Annotated in this window: 23 protein-coding genes; 11 read left to right on the top strand and 12 right to left on the bottom strand. The window is 62.2% G+C overall.

Going from position 1 to position 21,758, the window contains the following annotated elements; genetic code table 11:
* Nucleotides 1-4: 4 nt before the first annotated feature.
* From DFO48_RS08075 to coaBC, 4 genes are all read right to left on the bottom strand, one after another.
* Nucleotides 5-895: a hypothetical protein gene (locus DFO48_RS08075; RefSeq protein WP_233506349.1), complete on the bottom strand. Its 891-nt coding sequence runs from the start codon at nucleotides 893-895 to the stop codon at nucleotides 5-7.
* Between the two features lie 30 nt (nucleotides 896-925).
* Nucleotides 926-1,375, bottom strand: coding sequence for a dUTP diphosphatase (gene dut / locus DFO48_RS08070; RefSeq protein ID WP_012837362.1), 450 nt, complete (start codon nucleotides 1,373-1,375; stop codon nucleotides 926-928).
* Between the two features lie 148 nt (nucleotides 1,376-1,523).
* Nucleotides 1,524-2,042 (bottom strand): hypothetical protein, encoded by a 519-nt coding sequence (locus DFO48_RS08065; protein ID WP_114863051.1) that lies wholly within the window; start codon nucleotides 2,040-2,042, stop codon nucleotides 1,524-1,526.
* 23 nt (nucleotides 2,043-2,065) lie between these two features.
* Entirely contained in the window at nucleotides 2,066-3,292 is a 1,227-nt protein-coding gene (coaBC, locus tag DFO48_RS08060) for a bifunctional phosphopantothenoylcysteine decarboxylase/phosphopantothenate--cysteine ligase CoaBC (protein ID WP_114863050.1), read from the bottom strand.
* A gap of 113 nt (nucleotides 3,293-3,405) precedes the next feature.
* Here coaBC and DFO48_RS08055 point away from each other — a divergent pair, with 113 nt between their 5' ends.
* The 5 genes from DFO48_RS08055 to DFO48_RS08035 all read left to right on the top strand — a co-directional run bounded on the left by DFO48_RS08055 (nucleotide 3,406) and on the right by DFO48_RS08035 (nucleotide 8,706).
* Nucleotides 3,406-5,067 carry a CTP synthase gene (locus DFO48_RS08055; RefSeq protein WP_114863049.1) on the top strand — a complete coding sequence of 554 codons (1,662 nt, stop codon included), beginning with the start codon at nucleotides 3,406-3,408 and terminating at the stop codon, nucleotides 5,065-5,067.
* A gap of 150 nt (nucleotides 5,068-5,217) precedes the next feature.
* Entirely contained in the window at nucleotides 5,218-6,075 is an 858-nt protein-coding gene (gene kdsA, locus DFO48_RS08050; RefSeq protein ID WP_003076380.1) for a 3-deoxy-8-phosphooctulonate synthase, read from the top strand.
* 435 nt (nucleotides 6,076-6,510) lie between these two features.
* A complete protein-coding gene (gene eno / locus DFO48_RS08045) occupies nucleotides 6,511-7,797 on the top strand; it encodes a phosphopyruvate hydratase (protein ID WP_003057720.1) in 1,287 nt (428 codons plus the stop codon).
* Between the two features lie 119 nt (nucleotides 7,798-7,916).
* A complete protein-coding gene (locus DFO48_RS08040; RefSeq protein ID WP_003076383.1) occupies nucleotides 7,917-8,195 on the top strand; it encodes a septum formation initiator family protein in 279 nt (92 codons plus the stop codon).
* Nucleotides 8,196-8,259: 64 nt separating this feature from the next.
* Entirely contained in the window at nucleotides 8,260-8,706 is a 447-nt protein-coding gene (locus DFO48_RS08035) for a hypothetical protein (RefSeq protein ID WP_233506348.1), read from the top strand.
* A 123-nt stretch (nucleotides 8,707-8,829) separates the two neighbouring features.
* Here the strand turns inward: DFO48_RS08035 and DFO48_RS08030 are convergent, their stop codons facing one another.
* Together DFO48_RS08030 and DFO48_RS08025 are read right to left on the bottom strand one after the other, a co-directional pair.
* Nucleotides 8,830-9,837, bottom strand: a complete 1,008-nt coding sequence (locus DFO48_RS08030; protein ID WP_003076386.1) for an Hsp33 family molecular chaperone HslO — start codon at nucleotides 9,835-9,837, stop codon at nucleotides 8,830-8,832.
* Nucleotides 9,838-9,867: 30 nt separating this feature from the next.
* Nucleotides 9,868-10,392, bottom strand: a complete 525-nt coding sequence (locus tag DFO48_RS08025) for a gamma carbonic anhydrase family protein (protein ID WP_114863048.1) — start codon at nucleotides 10,390-10,392, stop codon at nucleotides 9,868-9,870.
* Nucleotides 10,393-10,442: 50 nt separating this feature from the next.
* Between DFO48_RS08025 and DFO48_RS08020 the strand changes: the two genes are divergently transcribed.
* From DFO48_RS08020 to DFO48_RS08010, 3 genes are all read left to right on the top strand, one after another.
* A complete protein-coding gene (locus tag DFO48_RS08020; RefSeq protein WP_114863047.1) occupies nucleotides 10,443-11,249 on the top strand; it encodes a ferritin-like domain-containing protein in 807 nt (268 codons plus the stop codon).
* A 161-nt stretch (nucleotides 11,250-11,410) separates the two neighbouring features.
* Nucleotides 11,411-12,670 (top strand): EAL and HDOD domain-containing protein, encoded by a 1,260-nt coding sequence (locus DFO48_RS08015; RefSeq protein WP_114863046.1) that lies wholly within the window; start codon nucleotides 11,411-11,413, stop codon nucleotides 12,668-12,670.
* Nucleotides 12,671-12,704: 34 nt separating this feature from the next.
* The gene (locus DFO48_RS08010) at nucleotides 12,705-13,988 is read left to right on the top strand and encodes an EAL and HDOD domain-containing protein (RefSeq protein ID WP_003076394.1); all 1,284 of its coding nucleotides are present in this window, start codon (nucleotides 12,705-12,707) and stop codon (nucleotides 13,986-13,988) included.
* Between the two features lie 108 nt (nucleotides 13,989-14,096).
* Here the strand turns inward: DFO48_RS08010 and DFO48_RS08005 are convergent, their stop codons facing one another.
* Nucleotides 14,097-15,101: a tripartite tricarboxylate transporter substrate binding protein gene (locus DFO48_RS08005; RefSeq protein ID WP_003076395.1), complete on the bottom strand. Its 1,005-nt coding sequence runs from the start codon at nucleotides 15,099-15,101 to the stop codon at nucleotides 14,097-14,099.
* A gap of 224 nt (nucleotides 15,102-15,325) precedes the next feature.
* Between DFO48_RS08005 and DFO48_RS08000 the strand changes: the two genes are divergently transcribed.
* Nucleotides 15,326-15,976, top strand: coding sequence for a molybdopterin-dependent oxidoreductase (locus DFO48_RS08000; RefSeq protein ID WP_114863045.1), 651 nt, complete (start codon nucleotides 15,326-15,328; stop codon nucleotides 15,974-15,976).
* A 6-nt stretch (nucleotides 15,977-15,982) separates the two neighbouring features.
* On the opposite strand, the gene xerD is transcribed toward DFO48_RS08000, so the two are convergent.
* The gene (gene xerD / locus DFO48_RS07995; protein ID WP_003076399.1) at nucleotides 15,983-16,939 is read right to left on the bottom strand and encodes a site-specific tyrosine recombinase XerD; all 957 of its coding nucleotides are present in this window, start codon (nucleotides 16,937-16,939) and stop codon (nucleotides 15,983-15,985) included.
* Nucleotides 16,940-17,102: 163 nt separating this feature from the next.
* Between xerD and DFO48_RS07990 the strand changes: the two genes are divergently transcribed.
* Complete coding sequence (locus DFO48_RS07990; RefSeq protein WP_003076402.1) at nucleotides 17,103-17,348, top strand: hypothetical protein; 246 nt, start codon at nucleotides 17,103-17,105, stop codon at nucleotides 17,346-17,348.
* Nucleotides 17,349-17,417: 69 nt separating this feature from the next.
* On the opposite strand, the gene DFO48_RS07985 is transcribed toward DFO48_RS07990, so the two are convergent.
* The 3 genes from DFO48_RS07985 to DFO48_RS07975 all read right to left on the bottom strand — a co-directional run bounded on the left by DFO48_RS07985 (nucleotide 17,418) and on the right by DFO48_RS07975 (nucleotide 19,509).
* Nucleotides 17,418-17,849, bottom strand: coding sequence for a hypothetical protein (locus DFO48_RS07985; RefSeq protein ID WP_114863044.1), 432 nt, complete (start codon nucleotides 17,847-17,849; stop codon nucleotides 17,418-17,420).
* A gap of 193 nt (nucleotides 17,850-18,042) precedes the next feature.
* Nucleotides 18,043-18,261: a DUF4287 domain-containing protein gene (locus tag DFO48_RS07980; RefSeq protein WP_080569867.1), complete on the bottom strand. Its 219-nt coding sequence runs from the start codon at nucleotides 18,259-18,261 to the stop codon at nucleotides 18,043-18,045.
* Between the two features lie 267 nt (nucleotides 18,262-18,528).
* Nucleotides 18,529-19,509 (bottom strand): tripartite tricarboxylate transporter substrate binding protein BugE, encoded by a 981-nt coding sequence (locus DFO48_RS07975; RefSeq protein ID WP_034348933.1) that lies wholly within the window; start codon nucleotides 19,507-19,509, stop codon nucleotides 18,529-18,531.
* A 236-nt stretch (nucleotides 19,510-19,745) separates the two neighbouring features.
* Here DFO48_RS07975 and DFO48_RS07970 point away from each other — a divergent pair, with 236 nt between their 5' ends.
* Nucleotides 19,746-20,654 carry an AEC family transporter gene (locus DFO48_RS07970; protein ID WP_114863043.1) on the top strand — a complete coding sequence of 303 codons (909 nt, stop codon included), beginning with the start codon at nucleotides 19,746-19,748 and terminating at the stop codon, nucleotides 20,652-20,654.
* Between the two features lie 56 nt (nucleotides 20,655-20,710).
* On the opposite strand, the gene queG is transcribed toward DFO48_RS07970, so the two are convergent.
* On the bottom strand, nucleotides 20,711-21,751 hold the full coding sequence (gene queG / locus DFO48_RS07965; protein WP_114863042.1) for a tRNA epoxyqueuosine(34) reductase QueG: 1,041 nt from the start codon (nucleotides 21,749-21,751) through the stop codon (nucleotides 20,711-20,713).
* Nucleotides 21,752-21,758 lie beyond the last annotated feature (7 nt).

Below are 21,758 nucleotides of genomic sequence, written 5' to 3'. Positions count from 1 at the left end.
TCGATCAAAGACTGCGCAGCACCTGCGCCAGGGTATCGGCCTGGGGAAACAGCCAATCGGCGAGCAGCCCCAGCGCCACGGCCGCGACCAGGGCGCCCAGCACGGGCTTCCAGCTGATGCGCAAGGCTGCCAGCAGCCAGCCTTCGCGCTCCACCACATAGAGGGTTCGGGTCATCAGCAGCGCAAACGCCACCTCTACCGCCACGGTCAGAAACAGATCAGCACCGAACACCAGCCACACCAGCGAGCCCATACCCGTGACCGCCACCAGCAGGACGGCAAAAACCAGCAGTACCGGCACAAGCACCACGGCGCCTTCGTCGAGTCCGTCCAGCCCCGACACATCGACATCGGGCAGCTCCAGGCCCGATGACGCAGGCGCGATATCAGGCACGGCCGCGCCATCGTCCCAGTGACCGCCCGCACCGCCGCCGCCGTAGGAGCCTCCCTGCCCGCTTTCAAGGCCCGCAGTATTCGCAGTATCGGCACCGCCTGATTTGCCACTGGAGCCGGTGACATCGGACCCTGCATCGCCCGTATCCCAGTCGCGGCGCAGCATGCAGCCGGCCCACAGGCGCACCAGCAACAGATAAAGCAGATAGCCGCAGGCCAGCGCCAGCCCATAGCGCAGCCCCATGCTGTGCACACCGGCATGCAGCAGGCACAGACTGATCAGGGACATGGCAGCCAGACTCAGGCCGCCGGTCAAAGCGGCATGGAGATGCAGCCAGTGGCGTTTTTGCAGGCGCCGCCGCATGTGCTGGTCGCGGCCCAGCTGCACCTGGGTCCAGGAGGCAGAGCGACGGCGGCTCTGACGGCTCTGACGGCTCTGACGGCTCTGACGGCTCTGACGGCTCTGACGGCTCTGACGGCTCTGGCGGCTCTGGCGACTCATGGGGCGCGAGGTACGGGCCTTTGGACAGGCTTACTGCTTGCCGGTGGAGCCGTAGCCGCCTTCGCCACGCTCGCTGGCATCGGCAAAGTCATCCACCAGATTGAACTGTGCCTGCACCACGGGCACGATGACCAACTGGGCCAGACGGTCCATGGGCTGCAGCGTGAAGGCGGTCTGCGAACGGTTCCAGGCGCTGACCATGAGCTGGCCCTGGTAGTCGGAGTCGATCAGGCCGACCAGATTGCCCAGCACGATGCCGTGCTTGTGGCCCATGCCCGAGCGCGGCAAGATGAGCGCCGCGTAATGGGGATCCTTGAGGTGCATGGCCATGCCAGTGGGGATCAGCTGCCACTGGCCGGGCTCCAGCGTCACGGGGGCATCGATGCAGGCGCGCAGGTCCAGGCCGGCGCTGCCGGCAGTGGCGTAGGCGGGCAGGTTGTCGCGCAGGCGCGCATCGAGAATCTTTACATCAACGTTCATAAGTATCTGGCCAGTCTTGTCTGTATTGAAACAAGGCCCGTGAGCCGGGCCTTGCATTCATTGCGGCAGCTGCCGTGCAGCCGCCAGCGGTTTTCCTGAAGGGCGCCATTGTGCCCTGTGCAGGGCAAGCGTCGGCGCCTGGCGCCTGTCAGCGGCCTTGCAGGCGCTTGAGCACGCCTCCCACCAGCGACATCAGGCCCATGATGGCGAGCAGCACGCCAAAGCCCTGGATGAACTGGGAGAGGATCATCCCGCCCACGATCAGCGCCAGCGATCCCGGAGACACCCAGGGCTTGCGACCGTTCTGGGCCTTCTGTCCCTCGATCTCGCGCTCCATGGCCTTGAAGCGCTGCTGCGCCTCCTGCTTGGTCACGGCCGTATTGGGGCGCCGTGCAGCGGCCGTGCGCTGGGCCGCTTGACCGGCCGCCGTGGTTCGCGCTCCCGGCCCCTGCTGCGCCTGCTCGGCCATGTCGCGCGCCTTCTGCAAGGTGCTGCGCAGTTGCGACATGGGTGAGGCGGCTTGCGAGCCGGGCGTGACGACCGCGGTCTGAATCGCTCCGTCGATGCTGCGCAGCGTGCGGCGGTACTCGGGACTGGCTCGCATCAGCTGATCCACATACGCCACATAGTCGCCATTGCGCGGGCCTTCATAGCTGGAGAGATTCATGTTCGGACTCCTGGGATCACGGGTCAGGGACGCTTGGCGCTCAGGCGCTGCGCAATTTCATCGACCAGCTGGCGCGCCAGCACGTCCTTGCTGGCATGGGGCAGCTCCTTGGAGCCCTGATCGTCGATCAGCAGCAGGGCATTGTCGTCCTTGCCGAAGGTGGCGGGGCCGATATTGCCCACCAGCAGCGGCACGCTCTTGCGCAGGCGCTTGGCACTGGCGTGCTTGAGCAGATCATGACTTTCGGCAGCAAAGCCCACGCAATACAGCTTGCCGGACCGGGCCTGGTCGGACTGGGCCACGCCGGCAAGAATGTCGGGGTTCTCGACAAAGTCCATGGCCGGTACATCGCCCGAGCCATCCTTCTTGATCTTCTGATCGGAAAACTCGGCCGGGCGCCAGTCGGCAACGGCAGCCGTGGCAATGAAGATCGAGGCCCCTGCCACCAGGGACTGCACGGCAGTCTGCATCTGGCGTGCCGACTGCACGTCGACACGGGTCACTCCGCGCGGCGTGGGCAGATGCACCGGGCCGGCCACCAGCGTGACCTGGGCACCGGCCTCGCGCGCCGCACGGGCAATCGCGAAGCCCATCTTGCCGCTCGAAAGATTGGTGATGCCGCGCACCGGATCGATCGCCTCGAAGGTCGGGCCTGCCGTCACCAGCAGATGCTGACCCTGCAGGCTCTTGGCCGTGAAGTGCGCCGCCAGCTCCTCCATGATTTCCTCGGGCTCCAGCATGCGCCCGTCGCCGGTCTCGCCGCAGGCCTGGCTGCCGTTGCCCACGCCCAGCACCTGGGCTCCGTCGGCCTGCACCTGGGCCAGATTGCGCTGGGTCGCGGGGTGGGCCCACATCTCGCGGTTCATGGCCGGGGCCAGCAGCAGGGGAACGCTGTCCATGGGGCGGGCCAGGCACATCAGGCTGAGCAGCTCGTCCGAGCGACCCTGCACCAGGCGCGCGATGAAGTCAGCGCTGCAGGGCGCGATGAGGATGGCATCGGCTTCTCGGCTCAGATTGATGTGGGGCATGTTGTTGGGTTCGCGCACATCCCACTGGGAGGTGTAGACTGCGCGCCCAGAAAGCGCCTGCATGGTGACGGCCGTCATGAACTGCTCGGCAGCCTCCGTCATGACCACTTGCACCGTGGCACCGGCCTGGACCAGCAAGCGGCACAGCATGGCGGATTTGTAACAAGCCACGCCTCCGGAGAGACCCAGCACCAGATGTTTGCCTGCGAACACGTCATTCATGCTGCGCAATTTATCAGACCTGAGCGGCTTTGCCGCCGCACAAGCATCCCTGTACGCCACGCCGAAATTCGTGGCGAACCTATAATCCTGTTTTACCACCACCAAAAAAAGACATGACCAAGTTCGTCTTCGTCACCGGCGGTGTGGTGTCTTCCCTCGGTAAGGGAATCGCCTCAGCCTCCCTTGCAGCGATCCTCGAGTCGCGCGGTCTCAAAGTCACCCTCATCAAGCTCGATCCCTACATCAACGTGGACCCGGGCACCATGTCGCCCTTCCAGCACGGTGAAGTGTTTGTGACCGATGACGGAGCCGAGACCGATCTGGACCTGGGCCACTATGAGCGTTTCATCGAAACGCGCATGCGTCAGAGCAACAACTTCACCACGGGCCGCATCTATCAGTCCGTGCTGGAAAAGGAACGCCGTGGCGACTATCTGGGCAAGACCGTGCAGGTCATCCCCCATGTCACCAACGAAATTCAGGAATACATCAAGCGCGGCGCGGGCCTGGGCACCGACCACGAAGTGGATGTGGCCATCTGCGAAGTCGGCGGCACCGTGGGCGACATCGAGTCCCTGCCCTTCCTGGAAGCTGCGCGTCAGCTGGCTCTCAAGCTCGGCCCCAACAACTCCGCCTTTGTGCACCTGACCTACCTGCCGTTCATCGAGACGGCCGGCGAGCTCAAGACCAAGCCCACCCAGCACACCGTGCAGAAGCTGCGCGAAATCGGCATCCAGCCCGATGCGCTGCTGTGCCGCGCCAAGCACCAGGTGCCTGAAGAGGAAAAGAGCAAGATCTCCCTCTTCACCAATGTGCCCGAGTGGGGTGTGATCTCCATGTGGGACGTGGACACCATCTACAAGGTGCCGCGCATGCTGCACGAGCAGGGTCTGGACGGCCTGATCTGCGACAAGCTGCGCCTGAACACGCCTCCCACCAATCTCAAGCGCTGGGACGATCTGGTCTATGAGACCGAGCATCCCCAGGGCGAAGTCAAGATTGCCATGGTGGGCAAGTACGTGGAACTGTCCGACGCCTACAAGTCGGTCAACGAAGCGCTCAAGCACGCCGGCATGCGCAACCATGTGCGCGTGAAGATCACGCATGTGGACTCGGAAACCATCCACGACGCGGATGCCACCAAGCTGCTCAAGGACTACGACGGCATTCTGGTGCCCGGCGGCTTCGGCTCGCGCGGCGTGGAAGGCAAGATCTCTACGGCCAAGTTTGCCCGCGAGAACAAGGTGCCCTACCTGGGCATCTGCCTGGGCATGCAGGTCGCCACCATCGAGTACGCCCGCCATGTGGCAGGCCTGGCTGGCGCCAACTCCACCGAGTTCGATTCGGCCACCCCCAACCCCGTGATCGCCCTGATCACCGAGTGGAAGGATGCGGACGGCACGATCAAGACCCGTGACGAGAACTCCGACCTGGGCGGCACCATGCGTCTGGGCGCACAGTCTTCCGACGTGCAAAAGGGCACGCTGGCGCACAGCATCTACGGTGACATGGTGACCGAGCGTCACCGCCACCGCTATGAAGCCAACACCCAGTATCTGGACCAGCTGCGCGAAGCCGGCCTGGTGATCTCGGCCCTGACCCAGCGCGAACAGCTGACCGAAATCGTCGAGCTGCCCGCCAAGGTCCACCCCTGGTACATCGGTGTGCAGTTCCACCCCGAGTTCAAGTCCACCCCCTGGGATGGTCACCCGCTGTTCAACGCCTTCATCAAGGCGGCCATGGACAACAAGGCCCAGTCGGGCAAGAAGGCCTGATTCCCTTCCTTCGGAATCAATCCTGAAATAGGAGCTGCCAGCGCTTGAAAATCAATGACTTCAGCATCAAATGATGTTGAAACCATTCAATGTAGAGCGCTGGCAGCTTCAGTTTTTGAAGCATGCGCGGCGTGCAAAAAGGAACCCACCATGAAACTCTGCGGCTTTGATATTGGTCTGGACAAGCGCTTCTTTCTGATCGCCGGCCCTTGTGTGGTCGAATCCGAACAGCTGCAGATGGACGTGGCCGGGCAACTCAAGGAAATTACCGCCTCTCTGGGCATCCACTTCATCTTCAAGAGCAGCTTCGACAAGGCCAACCGCTCCTCGGGCACCAGCTTTCGCGGCCCCGGCATGGAAAAAGGCCTGGAGATCCTTGCCAAGGTGAAGAAGGAATTGAACGTGCCCATCCTCACCGATGTGCACACCGAAGCCGAAGTGCCTTACGTGGCGTCTGTCGTCGACATGCTGCAAACCCCCGCCTTCCTGTGCCGCCAGACGGACTTCATCCGCGCCGTGGCCCAGTCGGGCAAGCCCGTGAACATCAAGAAGGGCCAGTTCCTGGCCCCGCATGACATGAAGAATGTCATCGACAAGGCCCGTGCTGCAGCGGTGGAAGCGGGCCTGCCCGCAGACAGCTTCACGGCCTGCGAACGCGGCGCCAGCTTTGGCTACAACAACCTGGTCAGCGACATGCGCTCGCTGGCCATCATGCGCGAGACCGGCGCCCCTGTCGTGTTCGACGCCACCCACAGCGTGCAGCTGCCCGGCGGCAACGGCACATCCAGCGGCGGCATGCGCGAGATGGTGCCCGTGCTCTCGCGTGCGGCCGTGGCCGTGGGCGTGGCAGGCCTGTTCATGGAAACCCACCCCGATCCCTGCAACGCCCTGTCGGACGGCCCCAATGCCGTGCCGCTCAAGCACATGAAGGCACTGCTCGAAACCCTGGTGGCGCTGGACGATGTGACCAAACGCAACGGCTTCCTGGAAGACCACTTCCAGGCCTGAGCATGCATACACAGCGCATCAGCAGCGACATGACGGCCTTGCAGCAGGCCTGCACGTCCATGCACCCCGGCCGCCCCAGGACGGGCACCGGCGCCTGAGCAGATGATGCACCCCGGCATGACCGACACGATAAAGCGTGGCGTCATGCCTTTTTTGTATCCGCTTTTGTGTCCGAATGCTTGCACAGAAACGTCTTGCGCAAGAAATTCGACTGCTGCAACACGTCAAGGCAAAAGCGGCCCACCAAATTTGTGCACAATAGCCGCCGCAGCCTCTTCCATACTCGTCGCGTGCACGGCGCGCGCGCAGCATGTGGAGAAGAGTCGGCTTCACAATTTTGATAGCAGCTTGCGCTTAATGCACAAGCGCTTGGGCGTGATTTCATGAAAGAAGTCAGCCTGCACGTACCGATTTCAGAAACCCAAAGGAAATGCAATGAGTGCCATTGTTGACATCGTAGGCCGCGAAGTGCTGGACAGCCGCGGCAACCCCACCGTTGAGTGCGACGTGCTGCTGGAATCCGGCGTGATGGGCCGTGCCGCCGTGCCCTCGGGCGCATCCACCGGCTCGCGCGAAGCCATTGAACTGCGTGATGGCGACAAGAGCCGTTACCTGGGCAAGGGTGTCCTGAAGGCTGTTGAGCACATCAACACCGAAATCTCCGAAGCCGTGCTGGGCCTGGACGCTTCCGAGCAGGCTTTCCTGGACAAGACCCTGATCGACCTGGACGGCACCGACAACAAGAGCCGCCTGGGCGCCAACGCCATGCTGGCTGTCTCCATGGCCGTGGCCCGCGCCGCTGCCGAAGAAGCCGGCCTGCCCCTGTACCGCTACTTCGGCGGCATGGGCGGCGTGCAGCTGCCCGTGCCCATGATGAACGTGATCAACGGCGGCGCCCACGCGAACAACTCGCTGGACCTGCAAGAGTTCATGATCATCCCCGTGGGTGCCCCCACCTTCCGTGAAGCCGTGCGCTGGGGCGCCGAAGTCTTCCACGCGCTGAAGGCCATCATCCACCACAATGGCATGTCCACCGCCGTGGGCGACGAAGGCGGTTTCGCACCCTCCGTGGAAAACCACGAAGCCGCGATCCAGCTGATCATCGAAGCCATCGAAAAGGCCGGCTACAAGCCCGGCGAGCAAATCGCCCTGGGCCTGGACTGCGCAGCATCCGAGTTCTACAAGGACGGCATGTACGTGCTGGCCGGCGAAGGCAATATGACGCTGACTTCGACCCAGTGGACCGACATGCTGGCCGGCTGGTGCGACAAGTACCCCATCATCTCCATCGAAGACGGCATGCACGAAGGCGACTGGGATGGCTGGAAGATCCTGACCGAGCGCCTGGGCGCCAAGGTTCAGCTGGTGGGTGACGACCTGTTCGTGACCAACACCAAGATCCTCAAGGAAGGCATCGAAAAGCGCATCGCCAACTCGATCCTGATCAAGATCAACCAGATCGGCACCCTGACCGAGACCTTCGCCGCCATCGAGATGGCCAAGCGCGCCGGCTACACCGCCGTGATCTCGCACCGCTCTGGCGAAACCGAAGACAGCACCATTGCCGACATCGCCGTGGGCCTGAATGCTGGTCAAATCAAGACCGGCTCCATGAGCCGTTCCGACCGTATCGCCAAGTACAACCAGCTGCTGCGCATCGAGGAAGACCTGGGCGATGTCGCCGAGTACCCCGGCCGCGCTGCCTTCTACAACCTGCGCTAAACAAGAGCCCCCCTGAGCCGCTTCGCACCTTCCCCCCTTAGGGGGGACGACACCCTTGCTGCGGGGCGGCCCTTGCCCGGTGTCTCTTGCTAACAAGCTACTTTTAAGCCACCTTTTCTATGGTCAACCGCGTCGTCTGCGTCACTTTGCTGGTCTTGCTGACCGCCATTCATGCCCAGCTCTGGCTGGGCAATGGCAGCATGGCCTATGTGCACGAGCTGCAGCAGCAGATCAATGATCAGTACGCGGCCAACGCCCTCGAAAAATCGGAAAACGACAGACTGCAGTCCGAGGTCAACGACCTCAAGGACGGCCTGTCCACCGTGGAAGAAAAGGCCCGTTACGAGCTGGGCATGGTCAAACCCAATGAAATCTATATTCAGGTTTCCAAGCGCTGAGCCGGCGCCCGCTCTGCCTCAAAGCCAGCCCCGAGCTGGCTTTGCTGTTCCTGCACCCACTCTGGTGCTGCTGGGTGCACCTCATGCCCTGGCACGCGGCATGGCGCATGGCCTGCTGCAGGCCCGCCTGGATGCGGGTCATGTCACGCCCTGGCAATGCAGTGCACCTGCAGCCGGCGACGAATGGCCGGCCCATGCCCTGGTCTATGTGCTGGGCCAGGACTGGCGCGATGCCGACCCGGACCCCGCCATCGCTGAGCAGATCAGCCGATGGCGTGCGCTGCTGCAAGCACGCTCGCAGAGCTATGTGATGCTGTACGGCAGACCTTCTGCCCAATGGCAGCAACTGGCTGCCTCTTTGAAATTCATAGAACCGGCCGCAGACTGGGACTGGATTTCAAGCCAGAACCCCTGGAGTTCCAGCCAGAAAATACGCCGCAAAGCCTGCGAGCAATGCGGCGACCCCGAGTGCGAACTGGCGCTGTTCGAGGCCTTGAAAAGCGCCCCTTGAGGCGCCTCGCGCCCTATCACCTATCTCTTCTGAGCTGGAAGACAGCTGCGCTGCCCCGGCCTGAGTCCTTGCTGGGTGTCTCCACCACAATCGCAGATCAATAGCCGCAAGCACAATGTCCAGTTACTGCACCGAGCTGGAGCTGGGCGGCTGCTTTTGCACTTCGGTGAACAGACGCGCCGCATCGATGGCGTCGAACTGGTATTGCTGACCGCAGAAGTCGCAGCCCACTTCGATCTTGCCGCGCTCGGCCACGATGGAGTCCACCTCCTCCTCGCCCAGCGACGTCAGCATGGCGGCCACTCGGTCACGGCTGCAGGTGCAGGCGAAACGCGGGGCCTGCTCGTCGGCCTGAGGAGCAAAGCGCAGCAGCTTCTCCTCCCAGAACAGGCGCCGCAAGATGGTCTCCACATCCAGCGTCAACAGCTCTTGCTGCGTCAGGCTGGAGGCCAGCGTGGCAACGCGGTTGTATTCCTCGTTCAGGCCCTGGGCATCGTGCTCGGCCTCGCCGCTTTCGGTGGCTGCAGCCAGATTCGCCTCGCCCTTCACAGGCATGCGCTGCAGCATCAGGCCGGCAGCGATCTGGTCATTGGCGGCAAGCACCATCACGGTGTCGAGCTGCTCGGACTGCATCATGTAGAACTGCAGCGCATCCGACAGGCGCTCGAAGCGGCCGCCGGCTCCATCGTTGAGCGGCACCACGCCCTGATAGGGGTTCTGGCCGGGCTGGCGGTCCTTGGGGTCCAGCGTGACGGCACAGCGGCCCGCGCCATGGGCATTGACCAGCTCCGCCAGCGGGGCCAGCTGGCCGCGCAGGGGCAGATTGGCCTCTCCCACCAGCGTTGCCGTGGCACGCAGGCTCAGATCCGACTGCACTTCTGCCACGGCCAGTTTGACCGGGCCGTCACCCATGACCTGAAACACCAGCGCGCCATTGAACTTGATGTTGGACTGCATGAGCACGCCAGCCGCCGTCATCTCGCCGAGCAAGGTGCTGACGGCCTCGGGGTAGGCGCCGGTATCCTTGTTGCCGGCACGGCGCTGCAGGATTTCCTGCCAGGAGTCAGTCAGGCGAACAATGGCACCACGCACGGGCAGGCCGTCAAAAATGAATTTATGCAGTTCAGACACGCTAATCGATTCCGGTAAAAAGCTGGGCCCTCAGCCCAGCTTGCGCAAGCCGCGCTTGAAGCGGCGAGCATTTTCAACATAGTTCCTGGCGCTCTGGCGCAGACCTTCGATCTGCTCGGGCGAGAGCTGGCGCACGACCTTGGCGGGGCTGCCGAGGATCATGGAGCCGTCGGGGAATTCCTTGCCCTCGGTCACCAGCGAGCCTGCGCCCACCAGGCAGTTCCTGCCTATCCTGGCGCCGTTGAGCACCACAGCACCGATGCCGATAAGCGAGCCATCGCCAATCGAGCAGCCATGCAGCATTACTTGGTGGCCAACCGTCACATTGCAACCCACCGTCAGCGGTTTGCCGAAATCGGCATGCAGCACGCTGGCATCCTGGATGTTGGAGCCCGCGCCGATGCTGATGTTTTCGGTGTCCCCGCGGATGACGACTCCGAACCAGACGCTGGCGTCCTTGTCCAGCTTGACGCGGCCCATGACCTCGGCGCTGTCGGCCACCCAGGCGCTCTCGTCGATCTGCGGCGCAACGCCGTCGAGTTCGTAAATTGCCATCTGCTTGTCTCCCTGTGGGTTGCCTCTTTATAGAACCTAGAATTGTAGGGATGGAGTTACGTCATCGCGCGCTAGAGGTCTTGTGCCTTGCAGACCCAGAGGAAAAAGCTGCTGCAGCCATTGATCTGCATGCACAAAAAGCTCTCTATTCGATAGCAGAAACAGCACCGACACTGCGCATCCCCGAATCCGAGCTTCCCGGCCGACCGACCCGGCCCGAGCTCAAGCACCACACGGCCGTGGCGCGCCGCTCGCCTGCCACCCTCGAAGGCCGGGCCGTGCTCATCCATGCCATTGCGCATATCGAGTTCAATGCCATCAACCTCGCACTGGACGCCGTCTGGCGCTTCGACGGCATGCCCGGGCAGTACTACCACGACTGGCTGCAGGTGGCCGCCGAGGAAGCCAAGCATTTCCGCCTGCTGCGCGACCACCTGCGCCAGCACCATGGACAGGACTATGGCGACCACCCGGCCCACCAGGGCCTTTGGACCATGTGTGAAAAAACGGCAGGCGACATCGTGGCCCGCATGGCTCTGGTTCCAAGAACGCTGGAGGCGCGCGGCTTGGACGCCACGCCACAAATCCAGAACAAGCTGCGCAACACCCATGCGCCCGATGCGCTGGCGGCCTGCGACATTCTGGACATCATCCTGCGCGAAGAAGTGGGCCATGTGGCCATAGGCAATCACTGGTATCGCTGGCTGTGCGAGAAGAACAGCCTGGAGCCCGAGTCGTTGTACCTGGAGCTGACAAAGCGCCATGAAGCGCCACGCCTGCGCCCGCCCTTCAATGAGAAGGCACGCCGAGCCGCAGGCTTCACCGCAACCGAGATCGCCTGGCTGCAACAGATCTAGGTATTTTTTCTTGACTCGAATCAAGAACCATCGGCAAGCAAGACCCGCGAGCCGAAGTTGTTGGCACAAACGATCTGAACGCACGAAGCTGACACTATGATCGGCTCGTTCTTACAATAACCGGCACAGCCAACCATTTCTCACACAGACGTCATGCAGCAATGAGTGAACAAACCATAGAGGACACGGCATTCGCCTCGCCGCGCAACCTGTCCAAAGGCATGATTGCACGCCAGCCCATCGTCAACGGGCTGCAGCAAATCATTGGTTACGAGCTGTTCAACCGCTCGCGCTCGCCTTATGGTCACACCATGGCCTCAGACGCGACGCTGATCTTTGCGGCCCTCACGCATGCAGGAGAGGAAGATCTGGTCGGCACCAAGCTCATGTTCGTGAATTGCACTCACGAAGGCCTGACCGGCGAGCACCTGGAGCTGCTGCCGGCCGACAAGGTAGTGCTGGAGATCCCCCCTCTGGGCCATGCCGCCGTGCATGAGGTGGCAACCCGCCTGCCCACGCTGCTGGCACTCAAGGACCAGGGCTTTCATCTGGCCTTCAACCACACGGTGCTGGAGTCTGTGTATTCGGCCTGGCTGCCGCTGGCCGACTACATCAAGCTCGATCTTTCCACGCTGGCACCGGACCAGCTCACGGTGCTGGTCAAGTTTGCCAACCGCCACACCCGCGCCGAGCTGATTGCCGAAAAAGTCGAAAGTGCCCACCAGCATGAGCTGGGGCAGCGCCTGGGCATCGAGCTTTTCCAGGGTTTCTGGTTTGCCCGCCCCACGGTGATGCAGACCCGCCTTCTGACCCCGACGCAGCAAAGCATCATCCAGTTGCTGACGCTGGTGCGCGAGCAGGCCAGCACCGATGCGATCGAGGAAGTTCTCAAGAAGGACGCCGCCCTGGCCTTCAACCTGCTGCGCCTCATCAATTCGGCCAGCTTTGGCGCCCATCGCAAGATCACCTCGTTCAAGCAGGCCGTGATGCTGCTCGGCCTGAACAAGCTGTTCCGCTGGGCGGCCATGCTGCTGACGGCGGCCCGTGAAGGCGGCCCGCCACCAGCCGTGGGCCAGACCGCCGTGATTCGCGGTCGTCTGATGGAGCTGCTGGCCAAGCACTCGCTGACGGAAACCGACGCCGATCTGGCCTTTATCTGCGGCATGTTCTCCATGCTGGACCGCATGCTGGGCATGCCTTTGCCTGCAGCGCTGGCGCTGATACCGGTGTCCGAATCGGTCTCTGCCGCGCTGCTGCATCATGAAGGCATTCTGGGCGAGCTGCTGATGCTCACCAAGGCCTGCGAGAGTCATGACCAGGAACAATTCGACCGCAGCGCCTGCAGCCTGGAGCTGGAGCACGGGGACATCAATCACGCTCATCTGCAGGCTCTGAGATGGACGGAGTGTCTGTCCGACTGACAGCGCTTTTGCCCCACACCCAAGCGATAACTACATGGATACCTCTGACACCAACTCTTCTTCGCCGACCGCCAGCCCCGTTGCAGACAAGGACGAGGCCAATATGGCCAGCATTGCGCGCCAGGCAATCGTCGATGAAAAACGGGATGTGTATGGCTACGAGCTGTTTGACCGCTCGGTTGCACATAACGCACACACCGCTGCATCTGACGCGGCGCTGCTGTTCAATGCCCTGTCCTATGCCGGTGCCGAAGCGCTGGTGGGCAAAAAGACGGTTTTCATCAACTGCACCCATGACAGCCTGAGCGGCGGCCACCTGGAGCTGATTCACCCCGACCGCGTGGTACTGGAGGTCCCGGCCCTGCCCGCCGATGCCACCCAGGAAAACATCGAAGCCTGCCTGCCCACATTTGCGACCCTGCGCCAGCGTGGCTTTCGTCTGGCTTTTGACCAGAACCTGCTGCGCCGCAACTATGCGTCATGGCTGCCCATGGCCTCCTTCGTCAAGCTGGACATGCAGAGCTTCGGCATCGAGCATGCCGAAAAGCTTGTGAAGTTTGCCCAGACCTACACACGCGCCCAGATAGTGGCCGAGAAGGTTGAAACGGCCGAGCAGTTCGAGCATATGCGGAGCCTTGGCGTGAAACTGTTCCAAGGCTACTGGTTCGCCCAGCCCCAGCTTGTGCAGGCGCGTACCATTCGCCCCACCCAGACCACCATCATCCAGCTCATCAACCTGGTGCGCCAGCAGGCCAGCACGGAGGAGATCGAAGAGCTGCTCAAGAAGGACCCCACGCTGTCCTTCAACCTGCTGCGCTTCATCAACAGCTCGGGCTTTGGTCTGTCCTGCGAGATCACCTCCTTCCGCCATGCAGTGATGATTCTGGGACTCAAGAAGCTGTTCCGCTGGGCGGCCCTGCTGCTGACCACCTCACGCGCCGGCGGCACACCGCCGGCTGTGGGCCAGACGGCCGTGGTGCGCGGCCGCCTGATGGAGCTGCTGACCGCCGAGCTGCTGCCGCCCGAGGAATGCGACCACGCTTTCGTCGTGGGCGTTTTCTCGCTGCTCGATGTGATGCTGGGCCTGCCCATGGCCAAGGCCCTTGAATCCGTGGCGCTGCCCCAGTCCGTGGTCGATGCACTGGTACACAACCAGGGAGTTTTTGCGCCCTTCCTGGATCTGACGCGCGCCTGCGAGTCGGGCGACGAAGCGGCTTTTGCCCGCGCTGCCAATGCGCTGCAGCTGTCCAACCACCAGGTCAACTGGGCTCACCTGCAGGCACTGAGCTGGGCAGACAACCTGGCCAGCGAAGTGTGATCTGAACCAATCCGCTTCGCGAGAAGTCAGTGCGCTTGCTGCGCACAACGAAAAAGGGCTTGCGGCCGATGTGACCGCAAGCCCTTTTTTCATGCGAGACAGTCCCGATCAGTTGGTCTGGATGCCTGCAGCCTTGATGATCTGGGCGTTGGACCTGGACTCGGCCTCGATCTGCCTGGCGAAGTCCGCAGCCTTGCCGCCGGTAGGCACATTGTCCGTGGCTTCCAGGCGCTGACGGATCTCGGGCAGCGCCAGCGCCTTGTTCACCTCGGCATTGAGGCGAGCCAGCACGGGGGCAGGCACACCGGCGGGAGCAAAGATGCCGAAGACCGATGTGGTGTTGGCGTTCTTGTAACCCAGCTCGGCCAGCGTAGGCACCTGGGGCAGCGAATCCAGACGCGCCGGAGCACCCACGGCCAGGGCCTTGAACTTGCCGGCCTTGATGTGCTGCATCACGGCGGGGCCGGCATTCGTGGACAACACCTCGAACTGTGCACTCAGGCCGTCATTGAGCTGCTGGCCGCCGCCCTTGTAGGGCACATGGGTGATCTGAACCTTGCCCTGGTCGGCAATCTGCTCGAGCATGATGTGGCCCAGCGACGCCAGACCGGCCGTGGCCCAGCGCACATCGCCGGGGTGGGCCTTGGCCTGGGTCATCAGCTCGGGAAAGCTCTTGGCAGTCAGGCGGGTCGTGCCCAGCAGCAGCACGGGCGAGTACATCACGCTGACCACGGGAACGATATCCTTGTGCGGGTCGAACAGCGGCTTGCCCAGATGGGGGCTCAGCGTCAGCGGGCTGATGGACGAAAAGCCCAGCGTATAGCCATCGGGGTTGGACTTGGCGACCTGGTCCAGGCCAATCGCGCCACCCGCGCCGGCCTTGTTGTCGATCACCACCGACTGACCCAGCGACTGCGACAGCTTTTCACCCAGCGCACGGGCCACCACATCGCTCACACCGCCGGCGGGGTAGGACACCACCAGACGAATGGGACGGCTGGGCCAGCCAGCCGCGTCGGCTTTGTCGGCCGCCTGGACATTCAGGGACAAGGTGGCAGGCAGCACGGCTGCCAGGGCACAGGTCAGCATGCTGCGACGCAGAAAGTTAGTCATCACTCGAAATCCAAAAATCAAGACCTGCATTTTTGACCAAAGTGAATTCCCAGGTTGATTTGAACGACGATTCGTCAATTCATTGGACAGAAAACATCAAAATAAAACTTCAAACACTCAAATAGACCAACACTCCAGTCGGCCAGCGCCTTCATCGACGTATCGCAATGACGCCCTCAAGGCTTGCCGCTAGACTGCAGCAATCTCCACAAAGAAAGCGCCCCATGGCAGAAAAACAATCTCTATCGCGTCGCGCCATGCTGCTGCAAGGCGGTGCTGCGGGCGCTGCACTGGGTGCCATGTCCCTGCCCGCCGCTGCCGCGCGCAAGGCCTCCCGCACCTGCGTGCTCGATGGTCTGCAACCCGCAGTGCTCACCATCAGCGGCCCCGGTGTGCAGGCCAATCGCGGTAAGCCGCAGGCCGTGGCGGACCGCATGCTGATCATCCATGGCTATCTGTTCGATGCAGCCTGGTCCTGCGGCATGGATGCGCTCAACAGCCTGGAGCAGCAGACGCTCAGGACCACGCTTGAATACGACGAAGCCGAGCACAGCCTGCAAGGCCCGCTGCTGGAGCAGGTGCTGCAGGCCGCCGGCGTGGATGTAGGCCAGGCCATGGCGCGCGGCCTGCAACTGACCTTGCAGGGCATAGACGGCTACCGCAGCCAGATACCGCTGGCCCAGGCCGTGCGCTGGCGCATGCTGATCGCCACCCAGCTGGACGGCGTGCCGTTGGCCATGGGCGGCGTGGGCCCGCTCTGGGCCATTGTTGCAGCCCATCAGATTCCGGAGCTCAGCCAGTTGCCCGTCAAGCAACGCTTTGCCGCCGCCGTCTGGGGGCTCTACCACCTGCAGTTGGGCAGCCCGGCTGCCTAGACCTCCTCAGCCTCGCGGGTGATGCTCGGCATGCAGGGCCTTGAGCCGCTCGCGCGCCACATGGGTGTAGATGGTGGTGGTGGAGATATCGGCATGCCCCAGCAGCATCTGCACCACGCGCAGATCGGCGCCATGATTGAGCAAATGGGTGGCAAACGCATGGCGCAGCGTATGTGGCGACAGCGGCGAGTTCACACCAGCAATCTGCGCGCATTTCTTGACGATGACCCAGAACATCACGCGACTCATGCCCGCGCCGCGCTGGGTCACGAACACTTCCTCGGTCTGCTGTCCTCCCAGAATCGCGGCACGCGCATGCTTCAGATAGCGCTCCAGCCAGTGCTGCGCCTCCTGGCCGAACGGTACCAGCCGCTCCTTGCGCCCCTTGCCGGTCACGCGCAGCACGCCCGAGCGCAAGTCCAGCTCATGCATGCGCACGCTCACCAGTTCGCTGACGCGCAGACCGCTGGCATACATGAGCTCCAGCATGGCGCGATCGCGCAAACCCAGTGCAGTGTCCACATCTGGCGCATCGAGCAGGGCCTCTACCTGCTCCTGGGTCAGGGTCTTGGGCATGCGCGGCGGCTGCTTGGCTGCCAGCATGCGCACCGTGGGATCGGCAGCGATGCGCTTTTCACGCAGCGCCCAGTGAAAGTAGCGACGCAATACCGTCAGCCTACGGTTAGAGGATGTGGCCTTTGTACCCTCCACACGGGCCGTGAAATAGCCCTGCAGATCGGCTTCCAGCGCAGCATCCAGCGCCTTGGGCGGCTGCAGCCGCGCCAGCCAGCGCGCAGTCGCCGTCAGGTCGCGCCGGTAAGCGGACAAGGTATTTCGCGAAAGCCCGTCCTCCAGCAGCAGGGCATCGATGAACTGATCGAGCGCATCCTGACTCTGCGGCAAAGGCTGCGGCCAGTCATCGGGAATCTGCGGTTTGCGGGAGTTTTGAGGAGTGTCGGACATGGGGCTAGCGTACACGCTGGTGAAGGGTCCGCAGGTTTGAAACCGAGCCCGTAGCGATACGGAGCTACCGGTCAGATCGCGGGTTCGAGGCAAGCCATGTTTGAAGTTCGCCGTGGAGTAAGCTCAGGCAGGACAAGCTCTGACTGAAGACGGATCGGAAGACATGGGACGAGAGTACAAAATCAAATGTGTCGTACCAGACAATTACGACCCCACTGCGCTGCTTAGAAGGTTGCCAAATCCGAGCAATCCAGAAGTGCTGGGCGAGGTCTACAACTACGCGATAGAGCCGGACGGTTTCTATTTCATCGACCACCTAGCGGATCGCACTGTCGCGGCCGTAGCGTTGCAAAGCCTTCTTGATGAGGCGCTTCGGTTCAACGATGCGGTCGAGCTCATCCAGCTTTAGCCCATCCACTCCGCCTGCCGTGGCGCAAGCGGCCATGAGCCGCCGCCTGAGCCGACCAGAACCGGGGACTCAATGTTCAAGCCGAGCCACAAGCGACAGCTTGCCGATGTGAACCTGCTTGAGAGACTGCCTGGATCCCGACCGGGTCTCTAGTTCACGCCTATATGCGCGCAGCATCTGACGTGGGTAGTGACTGCCGCTGGCGAACAGGCTCTCCTGGTACTTCTGGCGCAGATACCTCATATCGAGATCCGATTTTGCAATCCAGCCTCGGCCCGCTTTGAAGCTCGTGACCGCATCTTTGTGCAAGGCGCAGAAGAGCGCCCAGACCATCAACTGATGCGCCTCACTCCAAGCCTGGGCATGAGCTTGTGCAACCTCCAGCTGTCCGGACAGTTGCGGAAACAGACCTCCGCCACCAGCCACGAGCTTCCCATCGGAAATCGCTATCCGTGATGGCCAGAACCGCAACGCTTCACGCAGAACCTTCTTGAATTTCATTGCTCAGATGGATATGGAAATCTCATGCCATGCAGACGGCAGCGGTACTCAGTCCGCATCAGGCGCGTGCAGTCCAGATGGGCACCCAAAGTAACGGCAGACAGGGCTGGAAGCCCGGTTTTCGGTATATGCACTGCAATATGCACTGCATGGCCATACGACACGCCAATGAAGCGGCATCGGCCTGAATCATCTAACAAGCGCCGGGCTGTGCCCTATGGTATGCAACAAGCGCGTTCGCATGTCCATGACCGATGCCGTGCTCGAGCTTGAGATGTGCGACCTGCTCCATATGTTTTTTATCGTGCAGCTCATCGAGGATCTTGAGCCAGTGCGCGATCGGCTTTCCATAGGCCTTCTCGATTGAAGGGAAGTAGGACGCGGGTCCTTTGATCTTTTGTTCACTTGCCATGCACACCTCCGATGAATGGATAAAGGATCTGACGCAAAGCATCCGACAAACCTTGCTCAACGCCTTGGACAATGAGCACATTGACGCTTCTTGGGTTGACTTCCCCTCGGCCGGCCCTGTTTTTGTGTATCGATTGGCTGCTCAGGGCCGAAATCAGCCCACCTCATCGCCCTGTCCCGGACCTCGCATATAAAAAAAAGCCCGAATGGCCTCAAAGGCAATTCGGGCTTGCGGTATCCGCTACTGCATCGGCAGCAGATCAGCAGCTTAGTCCAGTGTCAGCTTCTGCTTGGCCACGACCTGCTTGTAGGTTTCGTACTCTTCCTTCAGTTCCTTGGCGAATTCCTGAGGAGAGTTGCCCACCACCAGCGAGCCGGTGTCTTCGATGCGCTTCTTGACCGCTGGGTCCTGCAGCACCTTCTTCACAGCGGCATTGATCTTGTCGACCATGGCCTTGTCCATGCCCTTGGGACCCAGAATGCCGTAGGAAGCCATGCGATTGACCTGGGGCAGACCCACTTCCTTGAAGGTGGGCACGTCAGGCAGCACGGCCAGACGCTGGGGAGCGGCCACGGCGATGGCCTTGAGGCGGTTGTCCTTGATGAAGGGCAGTGCCGAAGGCAGGTTGTCCAGAATCATGGGGATCTGGCCGGCAACCGCGTCGTTCAGCGCCGGGCCCGCGCCGCGGTAAGGCACGTGGGTCATCTGGATGCCGGTCAGCGACTTGTACAGCTCCATCAGCATGTGCTGGATGCCGCCCGTGCCGGACGAGCCATAGGAGTACTTGCCGGGATTGGCCTTGAGCTCAGCCTCGAAAGCCTTGTAGCTGGCCGCGCCGGGGAACTTGGGGTTCACGGCGATCACATTGGGCGTGGCCGCAATGTTGATGATGGGCGTGAAGTCCGTCAGCGGGTTGTAGGGAGTCTTGGGGTTGATGGCCGGATTGGTGGCCATGGTCGACAGGGTGGAAATACCCAGGTTGTAGCCATCGGGCTTCTGACGCGCGGTTTCCTGCGCACCGATGACGCCGCCACCGCCGCCCTTGTTGTCCACCACCACGGACTGACCCAGCTCCCGGCTCAGCGGCTCGGCGATCACACGCGCAATGATGTCGGTCGTGCCGCCTGCGGCAAAGGGCACCAGCAGCTTGATGGGCTTGGTGGGGTAGTTGGCCTCTGCCAACACACCAGTCGAGAAACCTACAGTTGCCAGAGCCATTGTCAGGCCCACGCACATACGACGATTCATGAAGGGGTCTCCTTATGAGTTCTGAAATTAACGGCTGATGGTACGTGCCGCAAAAAACCCGACACATTCTTGTTAGCCCTGATTTCTCAGTAATTACCCTAGATTCACACCATTTCCTTGAAGCGCATCAACGTTCAGCGCGAATGAACCGAGCGACGCCAGTAAGTACTACTACATAGAAACTTGGCGACAGCTTTCTCTCAGCAAACCGATGACCGGCCCTATGCTTACAGGCCGTGAACTATCTAGAACTGCTTTTCCCCGATTTCGCGCTCATCGTGCTGGGCTATGTACTGTGCCGTTTCACGCCCATCAACCGCAGCGTCTGGCAAGCAGTGGAGCAGCTCGTCTACTACCTGCTGTTTCCGGTGCTGCTGTTTCACTCCATCACGCGCAACCCGATCCAGTGGGGCGATGCCAGCCAGTTGCTGGCCGCCGGTGTGCTGGGAGGGCTGCTGGGCATTGCGCTGACCTACAGCCTTCCGCACCTGCCTCTTCTGGGCCGGCGCATCGATGCACGCAGCTATGCGGGGGCAGCGCAAGTGGCGTTTCGCTTCAATTCCTTTATCGCGCTGGCGCTGGTTTCGCGTCTGGCTGGGCCGGACGGGCTGCTCTATGTCTCGGTGCTGATTGGCGTGTCCGTGCCGCTATTCAATGTGGCCGCGGTCTGGCCCATGACGCGTGGCAGTGACCAGCATTTTGTCGGGCATCTGATGCGCAACCCGCTGATCATCGCCACCGTCAGCGCCCTGCTTTTCAATGCCGCCGGACTGAAGATTCCTGCCCTGCTGGAAGCTCCCGTGGCCCGTATCGGCGCTGCCTCGATCGCACTGGGCCTGATGGCCGCTGGCGCCGGCCTCAAGCTCAGTGCACTGGCCACCAACAAGCTGCTGGCCAGCGAGCTGCTGCTGATACGCCATGCCATCCAGCCGCTGATCGCCTTTGCCATGGTTCAGCTGTTCCACCTCAACCAGCCGCAGGCGATTGCGCTGATGGCGTTCTCCAGCCTGCCTACTGCCTCGTCCTGCTATGTGCTGGCTGTGCGCATGGGCTATGAGGGCTCGTTTGTGGCCAGTCTGGTGTCGCTGTCCACGATGCTTGGCGTGCTCAGCCTGCCCTTCGGGCTCTGGCTGATCGGTATTTGAATTTGATAGCTTCTTGCGCTTACTTGGTAAGCGATAGAGGCCAATTTCACTCAAAATCAGGCGCGCTGCGCCAGCGCCCAGGCCACATGCTCGGCCACCACAGGGTCGGGATGATCGGCCCGGCTCTGCAGCGCGGCCCTGAGTTCGGGCCTTCCGGTTTCGCGCCAGGCATTGCCCAGGGCCACAGCCACATTGCGCAGCCAGCGCGCATGTCCGATGCGGCGAATGGGGCTACCCTCGGTCACGCGCAAAAACGTGGCTTCGTCCCAGGCCAGGAAATGCACCAGTTGCGTGCCCGCCAGTGCGGCGCGGGCGTCGAAGTCCGGCAAGACGCTGGGCTGGGCAAACTTGTTCCAGGGGCAGGCCAGCTGGCAGTCATCGCAGCCATAGATGCGGTTGGCCATCAAGGGCCGCAGTTCCTCGGGAATGCTGCCCGCATGCTCGATGGTCAGATAGGAGATGCAGCGCCGCGCATCGACCTTGTGCGGCGCGATGATGGCGCCCGTGGGGCAGGCGTCGATGCAGGACGAGCAGCTGCCGCAGTGCGCCGTGACTGCTGCGGTGGGCTCGAGTGCAAAGTCCACATAGATTTCACCCAGAAAGAACATTGATCCGGCCTCGCGGCTCAGCACCAGGGTGTGCTTGCCGCGCCAGCCCTGGCCGCTGCGGCTGGCCAGCTCGGCCTCCAGCACCGGTGCGGAGTCGGTAAAGGCACGGTGGCCGAACGGACCTATTTCCTGTGCAATGCGCTCGGCCAGCTTCTGCAGGCGGTTGCGCAGCACCTTGTGATAGTCGCGGCCTCTGGCGTAGATGGAGACGATGCCCTCCTCCGGACGCTTGAGCCGATCCCATTCCACGGCCTGCCAGCCGTCCTCGGTCGTGCGCGGCAGATAATCCATGCGTGCGGTAATCACGCTCACCGTGCCGGGAACTAATTCTGCTGGCCGGGCTCGTTTCAAACCATGGGCCTGCATGTAATGCATCTCGCCATGGAACCCTTGCGCCAACCATTGCAGCAAACCGGGTTCTGCCGAGGACAAATCCACGCCCGCCACGCCGATTTGGGAAAATCCCAGCTCGCGAGCCCAGGCTTGCATCAAAGGA

The organism is Comamonas sp. AG1104, assembly GCF_003350425.1.
GTDB lineage: Bacteria > Pseudomonadota > Gammaproteobacteria > Burkholderiales > Burkholderiaceae_C > Comamonas > Comamonas testosteroni.
The sequence above is the reverse complement of the archived record's forward strand: the minus strand, read 5'-3'. Positions and strand labels throughout refer to the sequence as shown.

What these genes read in the sequence shown, in the direction of transcription:
- DFO48_RS08075 (WP_233506349.1), bottom strand. Translation starts at nt 895, where the DNA reads ATGAGTCGCCAGAGCCGCCAGAGCCGTCAGAGCCGTCAGAGCCGTCAG.
- dut (WP_012837362.1), bottom strand. Translation starts at nt 1,375, where the DNA reads ATGAACGTTGATGTAAAGATTCTCGATGCGCGCCTGCGCGACAACCTG.
- DFO48_RS08065 (WP_114863051.1), bottom strand. Translation starts at nt 2,042, where the DNA reads ATGAATCTCTCCAGCTATGAAGGCCCGCGCAATGGCGACTATGTGGCG.
- coaBC (WP_114863050.1), bottom strand. Translation starts at nt 3,292, where the DNA reads ATGAATGACGTGTTCGCAGGCAAACATCTGGTGCTGGGTCTCTCCGGA.
- DFO48_RS08055 (WP_114863049.1), top strand. Translation starts at nt 3,406, where the DNA reads ATGACCAAGTTCGTCTTCGTCACCGGCGGTGTGGTGTCTTCCCTCGGT.
- kdsA (WP_003076380.1), top strand. Translation starts at nt 5,218, where the DNA reads ATGAAACTCTGCGGCTTTGATATTGGTCTGGACAAGCGCTTCTTTCTG.
- eno (WP_003057720.1), top strand. Translation starts at nt 6,511, where the DNA reads ATGAGTGCCATTGTTGACATCGTAGGCCGCGAAGTGCTGGACAGCCGC.
- DFO48_RS08040 (WP_003076383.1), top strand. Translation starts at nt 7,917, where the DNA reads ATGGTCAACCGCGTCGTCTGCGTCACTTTGCTGGTCTTGCTGACCGCC.
- DFO48_RS08025 (WP_114863048.1), bottom strand. Translation starts at nt 10,392, where the DNA reads ATGGCAATTTACGAACTCGACGGCGTTGCGCCGCAGATCGACGAGAGC.
- DFO48_RS08020 (WP_114863047.1), top strand. Translation starts at nt 10,443, where the DNA reads ATGGAGTTACGTCATCGCGCGCTAGAGGTCTTGTGCCTTGCAGACCCA.
- DFO48_RS08015 (WP_114863046.1), top strand. Translation starts at nt 11,411, where the DNA reads ATGAGTGAACAAACCATAGAGGACACGGCATTCGCCTCGCCGCGCAAC.
- DFO48_RS08010 (WP_003076394.1), top strand. Translation starts at nt 12,705, where the DNA reads ATGGATACCTCTGACACCAACTCTTCTTCGCCGACCGCCAGCCCCGTT.
- DFO48_RS08005 (WP_003076395.1), bottom strand. Translation starts at nt 15,101, where the DNA reads ATGACTAACTTTCTGCGTCGCAGCATGCTGACCTGTGCCCTGGCAGCC.
- DFO48_RS08000 (WP_114863045.1), top strand. Translation starts at nt 15,326, where the DNA reads ATGGCAGAAAAACAATCTCTATCGCGTCGCGCCATGCTGCTGCAAGGC.
- xerD (WP_003076399.1), bottom strand. Translation starts at nt 16,939, where the DNA reads ATGTCCGACACTCCTCAAAACTCCCGCAAACCGCAGATTCCCGATGAC.
- DFO48_RS07990 (WP_003076402.1), top strand. Translation starts at nt 17,103, where the DNA reads ATGGGACGAGAGTACAAAATCAAATGTGTCGTACCAGACAATTACGAC.
- DFO48_RS07985 (WP_114863044.1), bottom strand. Translation starts at nt 17,849, where the DNA reads ATGAAATTCAAGAAGGTTCTGCGTGAAGCGTTGCGGTTCTGGCCATCA.
- DFO48_RS07980 (WP_080569867.1), bottom strand. Translation starts at nt 18,261, where the DNA reads ATGGCAAGTGAACAAAAGATCAAAGGACCCGCGTCCTACTTCCCTTCA.
- DFO48_RS07975 (WP_034348933.1), bottom strand. Translation starts at nt 19,509, where the DNA reads ATGAATCGTCGTATGTGCGTGGGCCTGACAATGGCTCTGGCAACTGTA.
- queG (WP_114863042.1), bottom strand. Translation starts at nt 21,751, where the DNA reads ATGCAAGCCTGGGCTCGCGAGCTGGGATTTTCCCAAATCGGCGTGGCG.